Genomic DNA, 18,832 nt, shown 5'->3' on the forward strand with positions numbered 1-18,832 from the left:
ATGGAAGCACTGGTACTGGGCGCAACGGGCGGTGTAGGTGGCGAGGTGGCACGTTTGCTGGCCGCACGCGGCTGGATCGTGAAAGCGCTGCACCGCGCGCCGCAGCAGGTGGCAAAGCCCGGCGACGGCATGCAATGGCTGGCTGGTGACGCCATGAACCGGGACGATGTGGTCAAGGCCGCGCAAGGCGTGCAGCTGATCGTCCACGCGGTCAATCCGCCGGGCTACCGCAACTGGGGCGCGCTGGTGCTGCCGATGATCGACAATACCATCGCTGCGGCACGCGCCAGTGGGGCACGTATTCTGTTGCCGGGCACTGTCTACAACTATGGTCCCGATGCGCTGCCGAATATCCGCGAGGACTCGCCGCAGCATCCTGTCACCCGCAAGGGCGCGATCCGGGTTGAGCTGGAGCGCCGTTTGAAGGATGCCGGCGTGCCGGTGCTGATCGTGCGTGCCGGCGATTTCTTCGGGCCGAAAACCGGTAATAGCTGGTTCGCCCAGGGGCTGGTCAAACCGGGCAAGGAGGTGTCGGCGATCAGCAATCCAGCCGCACCGGGCGTCGGCCATCAGTGGGCGTATCTGCCGGATGTGGCGGAGACCATGGTGCGCCTGGTGGAACGCGGCGACCAGTTGCCGATGTTCGCCAGCTACCAGATGAACGGCCACTGGGATGCCGACGGCACCCAGATGACGGCGGCGATCGCCCGCGCAGCCGGCAAGCCCGAGTTAAAAGCCAGCGCGTTCCCATGGTGGCTGCTGGCGCTGGCGTCGCCGTTCGTACCGGTGTTCCGCGAACTGCGCGAGATGCGCTATCTGTGGCGCCAGCCGGTACGCATGTCGAACGCGCGTCTGCTGGCGGTATTGGGCAGCGAACCGCATACGCCGCTGGACGTGGCGGTTCGCCGCACCTTGCAGGGGCTGGGCTGCGTGACGGCGGCTTAACTGCGCGGCCAGTAGGCCAACAGCATTGCTGTCAGCAGGGCGCCGATGGTGAGCATGCCGAGCCAGGCGACGAAGCCGGCGCCTGCGCCCCACAGCAACACGCACGGTGGCATGGCAAGTGCGAGCAGCACCGCGCCGCCGGTGCGCAGCAAGGCGCGCTTGCCAGGTGGCGTGTCCCCGCCGTAGACCTGGCGGTGGTGGCGGTCGATCGCCAGCGAGAGTGCAGTCATGCCGAGCAGGCAAAGGCCCAGCGCGATCAGGATATGTGTCGCGTAAGTCATGGCACGGCCTTTCTGACAGCGGCGCTGGCAACGGTCCTGCGCTGGCCTGTACGTATTGCGGCAAAGGCCAGCACTGCGCCCATGCCGATGGCCGTCAATTCAACGGCCGCGCGTTCGAGGTCACGTTGCGCCAGATATGTCAGCAGGTGCTGGCCGGTAGTGGCCAGATTCAGCAAGGGCAGCGCAGCACACAGCGCCGCGCCAGCCCACAGCTGTTCGCGCCAGGCCTGGGTCACCGGGCGCAGGGCCGCATGCAGCAGGGCTGCGGCCCAGGCGCCGAAGAATGCCGCCACTTCCCATTCGTGCCGCTCGTCCAGCGCCAGCGGGATCAGACGGTTGGACCACAGGAAGGCGATGCACGCCAGCGACAAGCCGGCAATGCTGGCCACGTTCAATACGTCGATGAGGCGGTAGACGCGTTGGGTGCTGGCGCCAAATTCGTTCAATGCCCGCTGCCGGCGTTTGACCATGAACAGAATGGCGCCGGTTGCCATCATTGCCGTCCCGGCCATGCCCGCCACAAAATAGATCCAGCGGATCACCGCCCCGGCAAAGTGCAAGCGATGCAGTTCGTCGAGCGTGACCATGGTGGCGCGGGCGCCGTTGGACGGGGCGCGGTGTGGCATCTCGGTTTCAAGCAAGGCGCCGCTGACGCCATCAAACTTCATCATGCCGCGCTTGCTGAGCAGGTTGCCTTGCTGGGTATCGGGCGAGGTGGTGCTGTAGACCTGCACCGTCATCGCCGCATCGCCAGGATGGTTGACGACGAGCGCATACACCGGCGAGTGGAAGGTGGCCTCGGCCAGCCGCACCAACGGCTCCAGTGGCGTCAGCACTCCCGGCTGGCCCGAGGACTTGATCTCGGGGCCGTATTCGCGCGTGTAGGCCTCGTCGCCGGTGCGCAGCTGCTGTGCCCACGATATCGCCGGCATATACGTATTCCAGCTGATTGCCAGTCCGCTGTAGACGATCATGAACAGGAAGGGCAGCGTCAGTACACCAGCCAGATTATGCGCGTCCAGCCATGAGCGCTGGCCTTTGGCGGGGCGGAACGTGAAGAAGTCCTGGAAAATGCGCTTGTGCGTGATGACGCCGGAAATCAGCGCCACCAGCATCGCCGCCGACGCTGCGCCAACGATCCACAGGCCCGTGGTACCGGCGTGCAGCGCGTGGTGGAACTCGACAAAGTGCATGCCGCCCAGTGTATCGCGGACGGCGCCGGCGTCTTCACGCAGCGCTGCGCCGGTGGCGGACGACAGGTGCGCGTCCTCGTACATGCCTTGCGCGTTGAGCCAGAAGACCTGGAACTGCTCCTTGCCCGCGCGCGGCCATAGTTCCCACATCTTGCTGTCGGCGGCGTGTTGCTGCAGGTAGCGCAAGCCATGACGGAGCTGACTGGCGTGGTCCAATGGCCCGGTGAAGGGCATCTGCGCTGACTCCTGCGCCTGTTCCGGCCGCATCCAGTCGGAGATGGGATCCACAAACACGCTCAGCGTCCCTGTCAGGAAAATGGCGAAGGCCAGCCAGCATACCCACAGGCCTGCCCAGGTATGCAGCCACGCCATGCGTTGTCGCAGTCCGCTCATGACGCACCTCCCACGATGGCGGTCAGCGCCGCACAGCACAGGCTTGCGCCCAGCAGTCCCGCCCAGGCGCGGCGGTTGCTGCGGGCGGCGAACGCCCAGATCACGGCCGGTGCATACAGCGCCAGGCCAAGCAGGGCGCCGCCCATCATGGCGTCGCTGCCGGGGCCATTGATGGTTGAAAGTAGCGCGCCAGCAGCTGACGCGAAGAGGTAACCGCCAAGTATGGCGGCGGCGATACGGTTCATATGAGTCCTCGGTGGCTTAGCGGAAGCGGTAGTTCAGCGACAGCATGACGTTGCGCGGATCGCCATAGAAGCCGCCCGCAGCGGATGAGTAGTACTTCTTGTCGAGCAGGTTGTTGAGGTTCACGGTTGCCGACAGCTCGCGCGTCAGGCGATAGCGCGCCATCAGCGCCAGCAGCGCGTAGCTGTGCTGCGTGAAGCGCTCGCCGTGCGGGCCGGCGCTTTCGGTGTAGACCTCGTCCTGCCAGTTGATGCCGCCGCCTACCGTCAGCTTGTTGACGTCATAGCTGGTCCACAGTTTGAAGTTGTTGAGCGGCTGACCCGTTTGCAGGCGGCTGCCCTGGCTGTCCTCGATACGTGAATGGGCGTAGCCGGCGGTGAGCTGCCAGCCTGGATGGATTTGTCCCGAGACTTCCAGCTCGTAGCCTTGCGCCGTTGCGCCTTTGACCGTGTGATAAGCGTAGGTGCCGCCGCCCGCAGGCAACAGCAGCATGTCCTGATCGATTTCCGCCAGATTGTCCTGCTTCATGCGGAACACCGAAACGCTGGTGCTCAGCAGGCCGTTGAGGAAGTCACCCTTGACGCCCACTTCCGTGTTGTTGCCTTCGAGCGGCGGCAACAGGCTGTTGTCGCGCTTGCGATAGCTTTGCGGCGAGAAGATGCTGGTGTAGCTGGCGTAGGCCGACCATGCGGGGTTCAGCGCGTAGACTGCGCCGATATAAGGCGTCAGCTTGCCATTCTTGCGGAAGCTGTCGGCGACGGTGGGCGCGCCGAATTCCACATATTCCGTATCGCGCTGCCAGTTGGTGACGCGCGCGCCCAGTATCAGCGACAGCTCGTCCGTCGGACGCAGGCGCATGGAGCCATAAGCGGCCAGCTGCTTCTCGCGTTCCAGCGAGCTGCCTGTGACCTTGCCGTTGTAGTCCGGCATGGGCGAGTTGCCGTTCCAGGTGTAGAAGTTCGGGATGCTGGCATCGTAGCCCGGCAGTATCCAGGCCGGATAACTCGGGCCTTTGAGCTCCATGCGCGACGCGCTCATGCCAAGCACCAGTTCATGCTTGCGGCCGAAAGCGGTGAACGGACCGCTGGCAAAGGCGTCAACCGTGAGCTGCTCCGGTTTGGAATCCCACTTGGTGACCCACTGCGACAGGCCGCCGCCGGTTTGCCTGTCCAGATTACCGCGCATGGCGTAACCCTGTACCGCATCGTACTGGTTGGCTGCGTAGTTGATGGCCAGCTTGGCGCTCCATTCGTTGTCGAAGAAGTGTTCGAGTGTGGCGAAGCCGAGGCTTTGCTTGCGTTTGAAGTAAGAGTAGCCGGCCGCGCTGTTGATGGAGCGCGGGAAATCGGTCAGGCTGCCGTCGCTGTAAAAGCCGGCGAAGCGGCGGCTGGCGCCTTCCAGCTTCTCGTTCTGGTAGATCAGGCCAGTGCTGAGCAGCGTGGATGGCGTGACATCCGCTTCGACCACGCCGTAGAACAGGTCCTTGTCCTGATGAAAACGGTCGATGAAGGAGTGGTCGTCCTGCTGGGCGACGACGATGCGGCTGCGGACATGCTTGTCTTCACTGAGCGGCGCCGAGATGTCGGCCTGCACGCGAAAGCGGTCCCACGACCCGGCCTGAAGCTCGAAGTCGGCATGGAGCTCGCGCGCAGGGCGCTTGCGCACCAGGTTGACGGCGGCGGCCGGGCTGCCGGTGCCGCCCATCAGGCCTGCGGCGCCGCGCACCACTTCAATCTTCTCGTAGATGTTGGCGTCGAAACCCGAAGGTTCGACCAGCCTGGTGGTGGGGATGCCGTCGAACAGATAGGTGTCGATGGCGAAGCCACGCGAGTACATCTGGTCCGTTTCGCGGGTAGTGGATGAATGATCGAGCGTGATGCCGGTGGTTTGTGCTACCACGTCCTGCAGGGTTTCCAGCCGCTGGTCCTCAATGCGTTGGCGCGTCATGACGCTCATCGCCTGGGGTGTTTCGCGTATCGACAGTTCCAGGCCGGTAGCACCGGTGCTGCGCAAGTTGCCCGGCGCGCCTTCGCTTACTCCACGTACCTCCACCTGAGCCAGCGTAGCCGGAGCGGCATTCGCGCTCGTTGCTGCGGTAGGGCTGGGGGCGGCGTGCTGTTTTTGCAGGGTCAGCGTGCCGTCGGTCCGGGTGACCAGTATCAGGCCGCTGCCCGCCAGCAGGCGTTCCAGCGCCACGCGCGGCGGGTAGTTGCCGGTGAGCGCAGGGCTGCTCAGGCCCGCCGTCAGCGCCGGGTCGAACGACAGCGGGATGCCTGCGCCAACCGCAACGCCGGACAACGTGCGGCCCAGCGGACCTGCGGGCAGTTGATAGGTTTGCGGCGCGGCGACGGGTGCTTCTGCAGCGATGACCGCCGGGCCAGCGGCCAGCGTCATGCTGAGCAGGGCGATGCGGACAGCGCGCGCCAGGCGGCGTTCGGACGAGGTGGAGCGGTGGATCGGCATTACAGCGACTTCCTTTTGGTTGGCAGTTAATTGGTTACTGCCTGTTTGCCAGCCGGGCCGCAAAAAAGTATCAGGACAATGCAAAAATATTTTTTAGCCACGTGGCGTGAGCGTGATCCAGTAGCCGCGCAAGCGCTGCACGGCGTCGACCGGATAGGTGGAGACCAGCATGTCCAGCGTGCGCTCGGTATCGGTGATGGGAAAGGCGCCGGACACGCGCAGCGAGGCCACCGCCGGATCCACCCGGAGCAGGCCTTTACGATAGCGCGACAGCTCCGCCACCAGATCCTCCAGCCGCATCTGATCGGCCAGCAGCATGCCGGTGGTCCAGGCGCTCAGGGCGGGATCGATAGCGCGTGCGGGAGCGATGTGGCGGGCGTTGAAGCGCGTCTGTGTGCCGGCGCCGATGACCTGCACGTTCTGCGCTGCGTGCGCTGGCGTGACGCGGACCGCGCCTTCGAGTACGGCGAGTTCGGTACTGCATGCGTGGCGGCGTACGTTAAAGATAGTGCCCAGTGGCTGCATGAGGCCTTCTGCGGTGCTGACCCGCAGCGGGCGGGCGTCAGGCGTCGATGCGCTGCGGACCAGGATTTCGCCATTGCGCAGGACGATCAGGCGCTCCTCTGCCGTGTAGCGGGCGTCGATGGCGCTGGCGGTGTTCAGTGTGACGCTGGTGCCATCCGCCAGCGTGACGAGGCGGCGTTCGCCGGTGGCGGTATGGATTTCGCCCGCCCATGGCTGCGATTCGGCATAGCGCCACGCGGCCCAGCCGGCCGGCACGGTCAGCATCAGGGCGACGATGCGCGTGACCGCCGCACGGCGCGAGCCTGGTGCACGGCTCAACACCGGCATCGCCAGTTCCGGCGGCAGCGCTCCCAGTTTACTCATCAGCTTTTCGGCGCGCTCCCAGGCCAGGGCATGTTGCGGATCGCTGCTGCGCCATTGTTCGCAGGCCGCGTGGTCGGCGCTGGTGGCGCCGTCCTGTAACCGGACCAGCCATTCCGCCGCCTGTTCCAGTGCCTTCGGCGAGACGCGCGCATTCATGCGAAATCCTCCATCGCCAGCAGGCATTGCAGGAAGGCTTGTTTCATATAACGCTTGATGGTGATGACGGACATGCCCAGGCTGGCCGCGATCTCGGCGTAGCCCATGCCATCCAACTGCGCCATCAGGAAAGCCTGCTTGACCTTGGCGGGCAGGGCGTCCAGCATGGCATCGATTTCGTGCAGGGTTTCCAGGATCACCATGCGCTGTTCGGGCGAGATGGCAGCCGGTTCGGGCAGCGTCGCCAGCGCTTCAAGGTAGGCGCGTTCCAGCGCCTGGCGCTGATACCAGTTGACCAGTACACCTTTGGCGACGGTGGTCAGGTAGGCGCGCGGCTCGTGCAGCGTTGCCAGGTCGTTTCGACCAAGAATACGGGTGAAAGTGTCTTGTGTGAGGTCTGCCGCGTCATGCGCGTTGCCCAGTTTGACGCATAGCCAGCGCTGCAGCCAGGAGTGGTGCGAACTGTATAGGTCGGTGAAATGGGTGTGGAGTACGGCGGCTGTCATGAATTTGAGAATAAGAACTATTCTCATTCATTCTACATGAGCATAACAGCCGCCGCAACCGCTTACATGCGTGGTTCGCCGGTTTGCGCGTTGACGGCGATGTTGGACGCCGGTGGCGTATTCATTTGTACGCGATGCTCAACGCCACGGTAGTTGTACGTCACGTCCCAGTATTCCGGCTTGGGATTGCTGACATTTTCGCAGCGGCGTACGTCGCGCGAGTAGCTGTTGTTCTGGTTGGCGACGTTGTTGCCGACAGCAGCGCCGGCGATAGCGCCGCCGGCCGTGGCCACATCACGTCCGGTGCCGCCGCCCACCTGGTGACCCAGGATGCCGCCAATCAGCGCGCCGGCGATGACGCCGCCCGCGTTGGGGCGCGATGGCTCATTGACTTGCTGGCGTTCGACCCAGCAGCGCTGCTCAGGCGTGCCCACCACGGCGCGCACCGAGGTGACTGGCACCTGGACCACGCGTTCGCTAGGACGGCGTCGCCATTCGTAGCTTGGCTGCGCCAGCGGTGGCGGTGCTTCATTGTCGTAACGGTCGCGCGCCTTGACCGGGCGTACCGAGGAGATACGGTTGTTGAGGCCCATGCCGCTCAGCGACTCATAGCTGCCGGGGCGCAGGACCATGCATTGACCGCGGAAGTTGGAGTCTTCGCAGACTTCCCATTGGCCGCGGTCGACGAATACCGAGGAAGCGCGGTCGTTAAATCCGACACGGCCCAGATCCCGGACCTGGCCGTTGGCGCTGTAGGCGCGGCCGCGCAGGCCGTCGCCTTCGTAAAAAGTGATTTGTGCAAATGCTTGCGAGGCCAACCCCATGGCTGCGATGGCTGCGGCGATTTTCAACGTCTTGTTCATTGTCTTCTCCTGTGTGGATGAGCCTTGAGCATGTACGTTTTTGAAAGTGGCCTCTGTACGCAGCCGCACATACCTACGGTTCGACCGATTGTGTGCGCTTCAGGCAGCGCAGCACGAAGGTGGAGCGGCTGTGCTTCAGGCCTGGCAGCTTATAGAGTTTCTTGCGCAGGAATTCCTCGTAGCCCGCAGTGCCGGCCACGGCGACCTTGATGAGATAGTCATAATCGCCGGTCAGCAGATAGGCTTCCATGACTTCCGGCAGCGTGGCCAGCGCCTCGCCGAATTTTTCAAAGATCTCGTCGTCGTGGCGGTCCAGCGTGACTTCAATGATGACGGTGTCGGGGTAGCCCAGTGCGGTCTGGCTAATCAGCGCGGTATAGCCTTCGATCATGCCGCCGTCTTCCAGTGCGCGCACGCGGTTCCAGCACGGCGTGGTCGACAGGCCGACCTTCTCGGCCAGCTTGGTGTTACTCAGGCGCCCGTCCTTGCGCAATTCACGCAGGATGCGGCGATCCAGTTCGTCGATTTCCATGAAAACCCATGCTTGAGGATGAATATTCCATGTATTTTATACTGACCAGGAGAATCTGCTGGAATTATGCAAAATCAGCGTAAATTCAGGAAGCCTATTTTTCACCTTCCCGGCTATGCTGATAGCATGGATACCACACAAAAAAGCTACCGTTTCTGCATCGAGCCAGATGCACCCATCGCGACGCTGGAAGCGGCGTTGCAGGTCGTGCGTCGTCTGGAGATTGATTTGCGGGCCTTGCGAACCACCAGTACGCCCTACGGCATGGAGGTGCAAATGCGTCTGGCGGCGCCGGAGGAGGATATTCTGACGTTATGCCGCATGCGCCTGCATAACCTGATCGGCGTGCTGCCGATCAGGGAAATGCCGACGCTGGTGGTGAACAACCTGCGTCAGGCGGCGATGTAGGTGTATTTGATGAGGAAGACGACCGCGATGATCCACACCACCGGCTTGACCTTGCGGGCCTGGCCGGTCAGCAGTTTCAGGCCAGCGTAGGTGATGAAACCGAAGGCGATGCCGTGGGCGATGGAGTAGGTGAACGGGATCACCAGCGCCGTGATCGCGGCCGGTACACTTTCGGTGGTGTCGCTCCAGTCAATGTCGATGAAGTCGCGCAGCATCAGGCAGGCGACAAACAGCAGCGCAGGCGCCGTTGCGTAGGCTGGCACCACGCCGGCTATCGGCGCGAAAAACAGCGCGGCGAGGAACAGTACAGCCACCACGACAGCGGTCAAACCGGTACGGCCACCCGCCTGTACACCTGCGGCGCTTTCCAGATACGCCGTGGTGCTAGAGGTGCCCAGCATGGAGCCGGCGACGATGGCGCAGCTGTCGGCCAGCAGTGCCTTGTTCAGGCGTTCCATGCGGCCGCCGACCAGCAGGCCGGCACGGCTGGCCACACCCATCAGGGTGCCGGTGGCGTCAAACAGTTCGACCAGGAAGAACACCAGCACCACGTTCAGCAGGCCCATATTCAGCGCGCCTTGCAGGTCGAAGTGGAACAGCGTCGGTGAAATCGACGGCGGCAAGGACATGAAGCCGTGGAAGGTATTCCCGCCGAAGAAGAAACTCAGGACCGTCACGCTGACAATGCCGATCAGCAGCGCGCCAGGTACTTGCAGGCGGTCCAGCGTGACGATGAGCAGGAAGCCGAAGACGGCCATGATGGTGTGCGGATTGTGCATGTCACCCACGCGCACCAGTGTTTCAGGATTGGCGACCACCAGGCCCGCACTCTTCATCGCGATCAGTGCGAGGAACAGGCCCAGGCCCACCGTGATCGCCACCCGCAGCGAGTGCGGTATGCCATTGATGATTTGCTCACGCACCCTGAACAGGCTGACGATGACGAACAGGCAGCCGGAAATGAACACGGCGCCCAGCGCCGATTGCCACGGCACGCCCATGCCCAGCACCACGGCGTAGGCGAAGTAGGCGTTCAGGCCCATGCCCGGCGCCATGCCGATCGGGTAGTTGGCGTACAGGCCCATGATGATGGTGCCCAGCGCGGCGGCGAGGCAGGTGGCGACGAACACGGCGTCCTTCGGCACGCCAGCGTCGCCCAGAATCGCGGGGTTGACGAAAATGATATAAGCCATCGTCAGGAAAGTCGTCGCCCCGGCGACGACTTCGGTACGGACGTTGCTGCCGTGCTCGGAGAGCTTGAAGAATTGATTAAGTGACGGCATACGCGCGCTCCTGCTAAACATCGAGGGCGAAGAATATCACGGATGGGCGCCACAGATGGTGGTGTCAAAAGGATAAAAAAATGTGATAATGCAAAAATAGTTGTCCAATTTATTCGGGTCGCCACCATGGAATTACAGCCAACACAAGAGGGCAGCACCGTCGTGCTCAACCCCTCCGGCCGCATCGATCATACGCATGCTGATGCTTTCAAACTGGCGCTCGACCCGCACCTGGCGGACTGCCGCAAAGATGGCGCATCGCTGGTGATCGATTTTTCCAACGTGAGCTACATCAGTAGTATCGGCTTGCGCGCCCTGATGGTGGCGATCAAGCAGGTGAAGGCGCAGGGCGGACGCATGGTGCTGGCGGCCTTGCAGCCGCTGGTGCTGGAAGTGTTCACCATCAGCCGCTTCGATATGCTGTTTGAGATCTTCCCTGATCGCGCGGCGGCGCTGGCCGCTGTAGGCAGCGCCTCATGAAAGCGCGCATCTGGGGCGCGCGCGGTTCGCTGCCTGTTGCGCTGACCCATAAACAGATCCGCACCAAACTGCAGGCTGCGCTGGAAGGCGCTATCGGCCGCGACCTGGATACGGCTGAAAAAATCGCCGGCTATGTGGATGAACTGCCGTTCGAACTGCGCGGCACCTATGGCGGCAATTCCAGCTGCGTGGAAGTGGAGGCCTGGGACACGGACGCCATCCATGAGCACATCATTCTGGACCTGGGTTCCGGCGTGCGTGCGCTGGCGGGCGCCAAACTCGCCAGGTATGGACCGGGCAAGCCGCAGACCTACCACGTGCTGATGTCGCATCTGCACTGGGACCACATCATGGGCTTCCCGTTTTTCACGCCGGCCTACATTCCGGGTAACCGTATCATCATTTATGGCTGCCATGAGGAGCTGGAGACGGCGTTCCGTCGCCAGCAGGAGCCGATCAGTTTTCCCGTAGCCTTCCACCAGCTGGGCGCCACCATCGAGTTTGTACAGATCGAGCCGGGCGTGCCGACGCAGATACGCGATGTGACGGTGACCGCCAAGCTACAGCTGCATGCCGGCGATTCGTATGGCTATCGGCTAGAGAAAAATGGCAAGGCGCTCATCTACAGCACCGACTCTGAGCACAAGCTGGATAACGCGGCGGAGCGCGTGGCGTTCGTGGATTTCTTCCGCGACGCCGACCTGGTGATCTTTGACGCCATGTACTCGTTGGCCGATTCCATTTCGGTCAAGGCCGACTGGGGCCATTCCAGCAATGTGGTGGGCGTGGAGCTGTGCCAGCTGGCCGGCGTGCGCCAGCTATGCCTGTTCCACCACGAACCTATCTACGACGACGCGCAGATATCGCGCGTGCTGGCGGAGACACGCCGCTATGCGGAGATTACCGGCGAAGCGCCGCTGGACATCGTCTCCGCTTACGACGGCATGGAAATCACGCTGTAGCCGCCTATGCTGCGCCGACTGCAAACGCGCGCCTGGGGCGGCATACGCGCCGGGCAGGGCAGGCCGTTGGCGCTGCTGCTGGCATTGGTGCTGGCTTTGCTGCTGGCGCGGGGCGGCGATGGCCCGTTACCTGCGCTGCGTCTGGCCCTGTTCGATAGCTACCAGGTGCAGCTGCCGCGCCAGCGGCTTTCCGGCCCGGTCCAGATCATCAATATCGATGAAGCGGCGCTGAGCGAATATGGCCAATGGCCCTGGCCGCGTACCTTGTTTACCGAGCTGCTGGCGCATATCGGCGAACAGCACCCACTGGCCATCGGGCTGGATATCCTGATGCCGGAGCCGGACAACACCTCACCTGAGTCACTGGCGGCTCGTCTGCCGGATGGTCCGCTGCGCGGCGAGCTGGCCACGCTGCCATCGCACGATGCGCTACTGGCGGAGCAGATGCGGCAGCTGCCGGTGGTGCTGGGAACGGCGGGCTTCCTGCATGTGGAGGCAGGCACCAGCGACGCCTTGCGTGTGTGGCCGGTGCGGGTGCATCGCGCTTCGGGCACGGTTGACGGCCACGCCGCTGCGCCATTGCCGGTGATGCGCTTCCCGCAGGCGATGTCCAGTCTACCCATATTGCAGGCGGCGGCGCATGGACAGGGACTGCTGTCGGCCAACCTGGAAAAAGGGATAGTGCGCCGTGCGCCCCTGGTGGGCGCCGTGGGCGAGACGCTGGTGCCATCGCTGTCGATGGAGCTGCTGCGCGTGGCGACCGGCGCGGCGGCCGTCGAGGTGAACGCCGATGCTGGCGGTGTACAGAGCGTGTCGGTAGGCGATCTGCGTGTGCCGACGCTGCCGGATGGATCGGTGTGGGTCAACTTCTCGGCGCCAGCCATGGACCGCTACATCTCCGCGCTGGATGTGATGCGCGGCCGTACCGGCACCGATGTGCTGGAGAATAAAATCGTTATTGTCGCCATGACGGGGCTGGGCCTGAGCGATTATAAGACCAACGCCCGCGGCGACCTGCTGCCCGGGGTAGACACGCATGCACAGATGATCGAAAGCTTCTTCGATGGCGCCTTTCTGCGTCGTCCGCAGTGGATGCGCTGGGTAGAGATGGCGGCATTCGGCGCCTGCAGCCTGCTGACCATCTGGCGCCTGCCTCGCCAGCGGCTGCGCGTTGGCGTGCCGATGGCGGCAGCACTGGTGCTTGGCCTGTTTGGCGCAGGCGCCTTGCTGTTTGCACGTGCCGGCCTGCTGTTTGATGCAGCGACGGTGGCGCTGGGCTATGCGGCTGTCTGTCTGAGCCTGTTGACCAGCATGCTGTCCGCAGCGGTACGCGACCGCAAACAGTCGGAGCGTGCCTTGCAGGCGGCGCGCGAGTCCGCAGCCCGCACGGCGGGTGAGCTGAATGCGGCGAGGCGGATTCAGATGGCGTCTTTGCCACAGGCGGCAAGCGCCTTTCCCGGCGAGCGGCGCTTCGAACTGGATGCCTTGCTGGAGCCGGCGAAAGAAGTGGGCGGGGACCTGTATGACTTCTTCATGCTTGACCAGGACCGCGTGTTCTTCATGGTGGGGGATGTCTCCGGCAAGGGGCTGCCGGCCAGCTTGTTCATGGTCGTCGCCAAGGCCCTGTCACGCAGCATCGCGTTGCGCAGCGAAGCGGATATGGCGGTGATTATGAACGACGCCAACCGGGAGCTGGTGCGCGAAAATCCGGAGATGCTGTTTGTGACCAGTGTCGCCGGCATGCTGGATGCCGCGACGGGCGCCGTCTTCCTGTGCAATGCCGGCCATGATGCGCCGCGCCGCATCACGGCCCAGGGCAAGGTCGAGCTGCTGCGGCCGGCCGATGGTCCGCCGCTGTGCGTGATGGATGATTTTGAATACCCCGTCCAGCAGTACCAACTGCATCCGGGCGAGAGCCTGTGCCTGACCACCGACGGCATCAGCGAAGCGATGAATGCGGCGGGGGAGTTGTATGGCAATGAGCGTTTGAACGGCTTGCTCAGCGGCGTGGTGACGGCTGCGCCAGCTGCAGTGGTACAGGCGGTGCGCGATGACGTGCGCCGTCACGTGGACGGCGCCGAAGCCTCGGACGATCTGACGCTGCTGGTATTGCGCTGGAACGGTCCAGCGGCCGCCGGGGCCTAACGCACGCGGATTTCTACGCGCCGGTTGCGCGGTTCGTCCATACCGTCGGCGGTGGGCACCAGCAGTTCACGCTCGCCGCGCGCCTGCACTTCAATCTGGTTTTCGGCGATGCCCGCTTCGACCAGGATGCGCTTGACCGTCTGCGCGCGGCGCAAGGACAGGGCGTCATTGTATTCGCGCTTTGCTACCGTATCGGTGTGACCGATGACGATGATTTCCGGCGCCGGACGGGCGGCCAGTTGTGACCTGATTTCTGCCAGCTGCGCTGCCGATTCAGGCGTCAGGCTGTCGGTGTCCGTAATGAAGTAAACGATGAACACCGCAGCGCGCTGCGGCAGTGCCTCCAGCAGCGCGCCATAACGGTTCCTGGTGTCTGCGCTGTCGCCTGCGGTAATGACGGCGCCACGGCTGTCAACTGCGGCAGTCTGATATGGCTTGTCGATGACAGTGTCTTTGCCGGCCGTGGTGATAATCACGGCGCTTGGCTTGCCGTCCTGATTGGGCAGCAGCGTGATTTGTTCGGTGGGTCCCCGGTGCAGCTGCGAGACAGCCGCCAGCAGGCCCATGGCCCATAGCAGAAGGGCGGCCATCGCTTACTCCCCGTCTTTGACGTCGATGACAAACTCGGTGCCGCGCACACCGAGTATCGAGGTCGGCGTGCGGAACTGCACCGCCCCCGGCGATTGCTTGGACAGCTTGCCGGAGATGACGCCCAGCGTGCCTTTTTTGACGGTGGCATCCAGCGTGCCTTCGTGCGAGGTCGGATCGAAAGCATACTTCTCCAGCCACACATTGCTGTTCGGGCCAACCGCCAGCAGCGTTTCATCGCGCAGCGTGATGCCGACGCTGCCATCGGCGCCGGTGACGACGCGGTCGCTGGCCATCAGCGCAGCGCCGGTTTGGGCCGGGGTCTTTTTTCCTTCACGTTCGATAGCGGCGACGCCTTTTGCGGTCTTAATCATGCCGGCCGGGAGTTCGGCAGCGTTGGCCAGCAGCGCCATGGAGGCTGCCAGTGTGGCGATTATTCTTTGCACGGTTCTTCTCCTCACATGAGCATTCCGATAATATGCTCGAATGGACGAAAAAGAAACCGGTATTGCGCATCTGCTGCAGTTTCCGGCACGGCTGGATGCGATCCCCGGCGCGATGGCATTTGCTGCCATGGCGCTGACGCAGGCTGGCCTGGCGCCTGGCCTGGTGGCGCGCGCCGAATTGATCCTGGAGGAGCTGCTGCGCAACAGCATCCTGCATGGCTATGGGGGCGACAGTCCGCACGCGGTGTGGGTCGGCGTACGTGGCCAGGTGTTGTGTTATGAAGACGCGGCGCCGCCGTTCAATCCCCTGACCGAAGGCCCGCCGCCTCCCGACCTGTCGCTGCCGCCGGAAGAACTCATCGCGGGCGGCGTCGGCCTGCTGCTGATACGCCAGCTGGGCAGCGCCGTCAGCTACCGCCATGGCGAAGGACGCAACCGCATCGAGATCACCTTACAATAGCGTCCGTAACATCATCAACTACCAGGACCACGCATGACCGAGTTTTCCACCGATATCTATACCGAACCCCATCCGATCGACGTCAACACCCTGAACAACCTTGGGCCGCTGGCGCCCATGGCAGGCATCTGGAAAGGCGAACGCGGTCTGGATATCAAACCCAAGGCCGACGGCGCGCGCAAGCAGGCTTACGTTGAGCGCATCGAGCTGTATCCGATCGATCCGGTGACCAATGGCCCGCAGCTGTTCTATGGCCTGCGCTATCTCATCATCGTCAACAAGCCGGATAACGTCAAGACTTACCACGAGCAGGTAGGCTACTGGCTGTGGGAGCCGAAGACCAGGACCGTGATCCAGACGCTGGGCATCCCGCGCGGCCAGATCGCCATGGCTTCCGCCGTGGTGGAGCCGGATGCGAAGGAGTTTGAACTGGTGGCACGGCTGGAATCCGATACCTACGGCATCCGCTCCAATCCCTTCCTGGAGTATGGCTTTAAAACCACCGAGTACCGCATCAAGGTCACCATCAACGATGACGGCACCTGGGGCTACGAGGAAGATACCGTCATGCTGCTGCGTGGCGAAGAGGAGTTCCATCACCGCGACCGTAACATCCTGCATCGCGTGGCCGATCCTGTGCCGAACCCGCTGGCCAGCGGCGTGCCGGCCTAATCGGCGATAGCGTATCCATCGCGGCCATTGCGTTTGGCCGTGTACAGCGCGCTGTCGGCGCGCGCCACCAGCTGTTCCGTCGCCTCTTCGTCACCTTCATGCAAGGCGACGCCGATGCTGGTGGTGACGTGGCGCGGCAGGCCGGCCAGCGAGAACGGCACGCGCATGGCTTCCACGATCTTGGCCGCCAGCCGCGCGGCTTCCTCGATGCTGGCCACCTGTTCAAAGACGATGACAAATTCGTCTCCTGCCAGGCGCGCAACCGTGTCCGACGCGCGCACGCAGGCCAGCAGCCGCGAGGCGAACTCCTTCAGCACGATATCGCCCGCGCCATGGCCGCGCGTGTCGTTGATCTCCTTGAAGTGGTCGATGTCCAGATAGGCCAGCGCCAGCGGCTTGCGGTTGCGCCGGGCGCGCAGTATCGCCAGCTGCAGTATTTCTTCAAACATCAGGCGGTTGGCGATGCCGGTCAGCGTGTCAATGCGCGCCAGCTGTTTCAGGCGCTCCTCGATTTCCTTCATGCGGGTGGTGTCGTGCGTCAGCGAGTAGATGCCGACCACCTGGCCGTCCGCCGCGATCTCCGGGACAAAGGTGGTTTCCAGCGTGTGCAGGCAGTCGCCGATGGTTGCCTTCAGCTCGTAGGTGGCGTTGTGGCCATGGTAGGCGAGGTCCAGGTGTGGTTCGGCGGTGGCGTAATGGTCGTCGCCTATCCCTTCCACGAGGTGGCGGCCGATCAGGGTTTGCGGGTCAATGCCGAACCACTGCTGGAAGGTCGCGTTCAGGAACAGGAACTGGCGTTTGTGGTCCAGGTAGGCAATCAGTACCGGCAGATTGTCGGTCAGTAGCTTGAGGCGTTTTTCGCTGGCGGCCTGCAGCAGCTCCGCGTTCTTGCGTTCCGTGATATCAAGCGCCATCAGATAGAAGCCCGTGACACTGCCATCGGCGGCGATGTCCGGCACCAGATCGCCCATCATCTGGCACGGTTTGCCGTTGCGCAGTCCCTCGCGTTCGTAGTGCACGCGCTGGCCGCGCAGGGCGGCTTCGCTCAAATGGGCGACGCTGTCGGCAAAGGCCTGGCCGGATACCTCCGCCACCGTCTTGCCCAGCATGGACTGTGGATCAATGCCCATCAGATGCCGGAAGTGTTCATTGGAGAAGCGGTAGCGGCGCTCGCGGTCGATGTAGGCGATAAGGGCGGGCACGCTGTCCGCAATCGTGCGCAGGCGCTTTTCGCTGGCGGCGATCTGCTGTTCGTAGAGCACGCGGTCGGTGACGTCGTGCAGGAAAGCGGTGGCGTAGTAGTTGCCGTCATGGCGCAGCGCGCCGATCGACAGCTCAATGGGGATGCCGTGTCCATCCTTGTGCACCGCCATCACGCGGATACGGGCGTCGATCATCGGGCCGGGCACGCCGCGCGAGAAGTTGAGCATGCCGGCGCGGTGCGCGTAGCGGCGGTCTTCGGGAATAATCAGGTCGGCGATGTCGCGGCCGATGGCTTCCTTGGCGGTCCAGCCGAAGGTGCGTTCGGCGGCGGCATTCCACTTGGTGACGATGCCGGTGTTCTCGCAGCTGACAAAGGCATCGGGTGCGCGCTCCAGCACATTGCTGATGAAGGTCTCGCTGTCGCGGATGACTTTTTGGGCCTCCTCGCGTTCGGCCATCAGCTCATAGAAGGCCGCGCCCAATTCGCCGATTTCGTCACGGCGGCCGCGCGGCAGTACATCGATGCCGGCACTGCCGGTGCGGATGTCGGCGATGTTACGGTGCAGCCGGCCGAGTGGACGCAGCAGCATCTGTATCGCCAGCCAGGCCATCAGGCCCGCGATGCCGGCAAACAGGGCGGCGGCCAGGACCGCGTGGCGCCGCATCTCGATCATTGGCGCAAAGGCTTCATCGACCGGGAAGCGCGAGCCGAGTATCCAGTCGGTGGACTGCAGGCGCTTGTACGAGTAGATGCCTTCGCTGCCGGCTTTGTTGGTCGCTTCGGTCCAGCCCTGGAAACCGTCCAGCGCCATTTCCGTGGCGCGGTTATAGCCCGGCCGGGCGTTGATGTTTTCCAGCAGCCGCCGGTGGTCGGGGTGCAGCAGCAGCGTGCCATCCTGCGTCATGATGAAGACAAAGCCTGTCTTGCCAGGCTTCTGCGCGGCGATCTGCCGGATGAAGTCCGAGTTGACAAGGTCGATGCTGCCACCCAGGAGCATGGCGACCTTGCCATGGCCGTCGCGCACCGGCTGCAGGATCATCACCGATGGCTGGCCCGTGATCTCACTTTTGTAGGGCGGCGTGATGACCGCTTCTCCCTGCGCGAACACCTTTTCCAGGAAGTCGCGGGCGCGTGGCGGCAGCGGCATCAGCGCCGTGGCGTTGTCGCCTTCGGTGTGCAGCAGATCACCATGCTGGTTGAAGATGTGGAGATTGACGAACTCCTTGCGCGCGACCGGGTGGTGCGCCACAAAATCCTGCATCGCGGCGGGACTGTCGCCCGCCGACAGCGGCATGGTGTCGGCCAGGCTGGCCAGCAGTACCTTGCGTGCGGTGAGTTGCGCATCGACTTGCGAAGCGGTGGAGGCGAGGACGGCGTACTGCTGGTCGCCGATCACGCTTTTCATGTCCTGCTCCGCCAGCAGCAGCGCCATTAGCGTGACGGTGGCGGTGGCGGTCAGCACAAGCATCACCACCACTCCGGTCATGCGGAATTTCAGGCTACGCGGTAGCGTTGCAAAAACGGCCATGTTGCGATGGATGGTCTTCGGTGAATTTGAGTATGTCATACCCTGATGGGCAAGGCCAGCGGGTATGTGCTACAGCATCGTCTGAGTCCCTTTTACAACAACATCGACGTTGACAAGCAAGGTGCGCCGGGACCAAAGTAGCTACTCTCGCAAGCGTCTCTTTGCCGGGCCCAATCCCCGCCCTCTATCGCTT

General features: G+C 63.4%; 19 protein-coding genes. 7 read left to right on the forward strand and 12 right to left on the reverse strand.

All coding sequences use genetic code 11. The features are described 5' to 3' along the window. The gene (locus GTP58_RS07480; RefSeq protein WP_161076871.1) at window positions 1–945 is read left to right on the forward strand and encodes an NAD(P)H-binding protein; all 945 of its coding nucleotides are present in this window, start codon (window positions 1–3) and stop codon (window positions 943–945) included. Here the strand turns inward: GTP58_RS07480 and GTP58_RS07485 are convergent. From GTP58_RS07485 to GTP58_RS07520, 8 genes are all read right to left on the reverse strand, one after another. Then, complete coding sequence (locus GTP58_RS07485) at window positions 942–1,226, reverse strand: DUF3325 domain-containing protein (protein ID WP_072782173.1); 285 nt, start codon at window positions 1,224–1,226, stop codon at window positions 942–944. The two genes, GTP58_RS07480 and GTP58_RS07485, sit on opposite strands and share 4 nt — an antisense overlap. Next, window positions 1,223–2,812 carry a PepSY domain-containing protein gene (locus GTP58_RS07490; protein ID WP_161076872.1) on the reverse strand — a complete coding sequence of 530 codons (1,590 nt, stop codon included), beginning with the start codon at window positions 2,810–2,812 and terminating at the stop codon, window positions 1,223–1,225. The genes GTP58_RS07485 and GTP58_RS07490 overlap by 4 nt, the downstream gene beginning before the upstream one ends. Next, window positions 2,809–3,057, reverse strand: a complete 249-nt coding sequence (locus tag GTP58_RS07495; RefSeq protein WP_161076873.1) for a DUF3649 domain-containing protein — start codon at window positions 3,055–3,057, stop codon at window positions 2,809–2,811. Before GTP58_RS07495 ends, GTP58_RS07490 begins: the two co-directional genes overlap by 4 nt. 16 nt (window positions 3,058–3,073) lie before the next feature. After that, the gene (locus tag GTP58_RS07500; protein ID WP_161076874.1) at window positions 3,074–5,518 is read right to left on the reverse strand and encodes a TonB-dependent receptor; all 2,445 of its coding nucleotides are present in this window, start codon (window positions 5,516–5,518) and stop codon (window positions 3,074–3,076) included. A 93-nt stretch (window positions 5,519–5,611) separates the two neighbouring features. Next, entirely contained in the window at window positions 5,612–6,562 is a 951-nt protein-coding gene (locus tag GTP58_RS07505) for a FecR domain-containing protein (protein WP_229215454.1), read from the reverse strand. Beyond that, window positions 6,559–7,068: a sigma-70 family RNA polymerase sigma factor gene (locus tag GTP58_RS07510; RefSeq protein ID WP_161077308.1), complete on the reverse strand. Its 510-nt coding sequence runs from the start codon at window positions 7,066–7,068 to the stop codon at window positions 6,559–6,561. The genes GTP58_RS07505 and GTP58_RS07510 overlap by 4 nt, the downstream gene beginning before the upstream one ends. A 62-nt stretch (window positions 7,069–7,130) precedes the next feature. Beyond that, window positions 7,131–7,931 carry a beta/gamma crystallin-related protein gene (locus tag GTP58_RS31705; RefSeq protein WP_161076876.1) on the reverse strand — a complete coding sequence of 267 codons (801 nt, stop codon included), beginning with the start codon at window positions 7,929–7,931 and terminating at the stop codon, window positions 7,131–7,133. Between the two features lie 73 nt (window positions 7,932–8,004). After that, a complete protein-coding gene (locus GTP58_RS07520; protein WP_072782165.1) occupies window positions 8,005–8,463 on the reverse strand; it encodes an Lrp/AsnC family transcriptional regulator in 459 nt (152 codons plus the stop codon). Window positions 8,464–8,589: 126 nt separating this feature from the next. Between GTP58_RS07520 and GTP58_RS07525 the strand changes: the two genes are divergently transcribed. After that, complete coding sequence (locus GTP58_RS07525) at window positions 8,590–8,871, forward strand: hypothetical protein (RefSeq protein WP_072782163.1); 282 nt, start codon at window positions 8,590–8,592, stop codon at window positions 8,869–8,871. Here the strand turns inward: GTP58_RS07525 and GTP58_RS07530 are convergent. Then, window positions 8,856–10,154 (reverse strand): NCS2 family permease, encoded by a 1,299-nt coding sequence (locus GTP58_RS07530; protein WP_161076877.1) that lies wholly within the window; start codon window positions 10,152–10,154, stop codon window positions 8,856–8,858. The two genes, GTP58_RS07525 and GTP58_RS07530, sit on opposite strands and share 16 nt — an antisense overlap. Window positions 10,155–10,280: 126 nt before the next feature. On the opposite strand from GTP58_RS07530, the gene GTP58_RS07535 reads away from it, so the two are divergent. From GTP58_RS07535 to GTP58_RS07545, 3 genes are read left to right on the forward strand one after another with little or no spacing between them, the layout of a single operon-like run. Next, window positions 10,281–10,634, forward strand: a complete 354-nt coding sequence (locus GTP58_RS07535; RefSeq protein WP_161076878.1) for an STAS domain-containing protein — start codon at window positions 10,281–10,283, stop codon at window positions 10,632–10,634. Beyond that, window positions 10,631–11,596, forward strand: coding sequence for an MBL fold metallo-hydrolase (locus GTP58_RS07540; protein WP_072782155.1), 966 nt, complete (start codon window positions 10,631–10,633; stop codon window positions 11,594–11,596). Before GTP58_RS07535 ends, GTP58_RS07540 begins: the two co-directional genes overlap by 4 nt. A 6-nt stretch (window positions 11,597–11,602) precedes the next feature. After that, the gene (locus GTP58_RS07545; RefSeq protein ID WP_161076879.1) at window positions 11,603–13,741 is read left to right on the forward strand and encodes a SpoIIE family protein phosphatase; all 2,139 of its coding nucleotides are present in this window, start codon (window positions 11,603–11,605) and stop codon (window positions 13,739–13,741) included. Here GTP58_RS07545 and GTP58_RS07550 read toward each other — a convergent pair. Then, window positions 13,738–14,331, reverse strand: coding sequence for an OmpA family protein (locus GTP58_RS07550; protein WP_161076880.1), 594 nt, complete (start codon window positions 14,329–14,331; stop codon window positions 13,738–13,740). The two genes, GTP58_RS07545 and GTP58_RS07550, sit on opposite strands and share 4 nt — an antisense overlap. Window positions 14,332–14,334: 3 nt before the next feature. Continuing rightward, window positions 14,335–14,775, reverse strand: a complete 441-nt coding sequence (locus tag GTP58_RS07555; RefSeq protein WP_373924706.1) for a FecR domain-containing protein — start codon at window positions 14,773–14,775, stop codon at window positions 14,335–14,337. 40 nt (window positions 14,776–14,815) lie between these two features. Here GTP58_RS07555 and GTP58_RS07560 point away from each other — a divergent pair, with 40 nt between their 5' ends. Then, window positions 14,816–15,235 (forward strand): ATP-binding protein, encoded by a 420-nt coding sequence (locus GTP58_RS07560; protein ID WP_161076881.1) that lies wholly within the window; start codon window positions 14,816–14,818, stop codon window positions 15,233–15,235. A gap of 33 nt (window positions 15,236–15,268) precedes the next feature. Then, on the forward strand, window positions 15,269–15,907 hold the full coding sequence (locus GTP58_RS07565; RefSeq protein ID WP_072782145.1) for an FABP family protein: 639 nt from the start codon (window positions 15,269–15,271) through the stop codon (window positions 15,905–15,907). Here GTP58_RS07565 and GTP58_RS07570 read toward each other — a convergent pair. Then, window positions 15,904–18,639 carry a diguanylate cyclase domain-containing protein gene (locus tag GTP58_RS07570; protein ID WP_161076882.1) on the reverse strand — a complete coding sequence of 912 codons (2,736 nt, stop codon included), beginning with the start codon at window positions 18,637–18,639 and terminating at the stop codon, window positions 15,904–15,906. The genes GTP58_RS07565 and GTP58_RS07570 overlap by 4 nt on opposite strands. Window positions 18,640–18,832: the final 193 nt, after the last annotated feature.

The sequence above is a fragment of the Duganella sp. CY15W genome (assembly GCF_009857555.1).
Lineage (GTDB): Bacteria > Pseudomonadota > Gammaproteobacteria > Burkholderiales > Burkholderiaceae_D > Rugamonas > Rugamonas sacchari.

Bases quoted from the DNA above. Each gene is read 5' to 3' on its own strand.
- GTP58_RS07485 (WP_072782173.1), bottom strand. From the start codon at position 1,226: ATGACTTACGCGACACATATCCTGATCGCGCTGGGCCTTTGCCTGCTC.
- GTP58_RS07570 (WP_161076882.1), bottom strand. From the start codon at position 18,639: ATGGCCGTTTTTGCAACGCTACCGCGTAGCCTGAAATTCCGCATGACC.
- GTP58_RS07500 (WP_161076874.1), bottom strand. From the start codon at position 5,518: ATGCCGATCCACCGCTCCACCTCGTCCGAACGCCGCCTGGCGCGCGCT.
- GTP58_RS07550 (WP_161076880.1), bottom strand. From the start codon at position 14,331: ATGGCCGCCCTTCTGCTATGGGCCATGGGCCTGCTGGCGGCTGTCTCG.
- GTP58_RS07535 (WP_161076878.1), top strand. From the start codon at position 10,281: ATGGAATTACAGCCAACACAAGAGGGCAGCACCGTCGTGCTCAACCCC.
- GTP58_RS07505 (WP_229215454.1), bottom strand. From the start codon at position 6,562: ATGAATGCGCGCGTCTCGCCGAAGGCACTGGAACAGGCGGCGGAATGG.
- GTP58_RS07525 (WP_072782163.1), top strand. From the start codon at position 8,590: ATGGATACCACACAAAAAAGCTACCGTTTCTGCATCGAGCCAGATGCA.
- GTP58_RS07495 (WP_161076873.1), bottom strand. From the start codon at position 3,057: ATGAACCGTATCGCCGCCGCCATACTTGGCGGTTACCTCTTCGCGTCA.
- GTP58_RS07480 (WP_161076871.1), top strand. From the start codon at position 1: ATGGAAGCACTGGTACTGGGCGCAACGGGCGGTGTAGGTGGCGAGGTG.
- GTP58_RS07520 (WP_072782165.1), bottom strand. From the start codon at position 8,463: ATGGAAATCGACGAACTGGATCGCCGCATCCTGCGTGAATTGCGCAAG.
- GTP58_RS07540 (WP_072782155.1), top strand. From the start codon at position 10,631: ATGAAAGCGCGCATCTGGGGCGCGCGCGGTTCGCTGCCTGTTGCGCTG.
- GTP58_RS07545 (WP_161076879.1), top strand. From the start codon at position 11,603: ATGCTGCGCCGACTGCAAACGCGCGCCTGGGGCGGCATACGCGCCGGG.
- GTP58_RS07490 (WP_161076872.1), bottom strand. From the start codon at position 2,812: ATGAGCGGACTGCGACAACGCATGGCGTGGCTGCATACCTGGGCAGGC.
- GTP58_RS07565 (WP_072782145.1), top strand. From the start codon at position 15,269: ATGACCGAGTTTTCCACCGATATCTATACCGAACCCCATCCGATCGAC.
- GTP58_RS07530 (WP_161076877.1), bottom strand. From the start codon at position 10,154: ATGCCGTCACTTAATCAATTCTTCAAGCTCTCCGAGCACGGCAGCAAC.
- GTP58_RS31705 (WP_161076876.1), bottom strand. From the start codon at position 7,931: ATGAACAAGACGTTGAAAATCGCCGCAGCCATCGCAGCCATGGGGTTG.
- GTP58_RS07510 (WP_161077308.1), bottom strand. From the start codon at position 7,068: ATGACAGCCGCCGTACTCCACACCCATTTCACCGACCTATACAGTTCG.
- GTP58_RS07560 (WP_161076881.1), top strand. From the start codon at position 14,816: ATGGACGAAAAAGAAACCGGTATTGCGCATCTGCTGCAGTTTCCGGCA.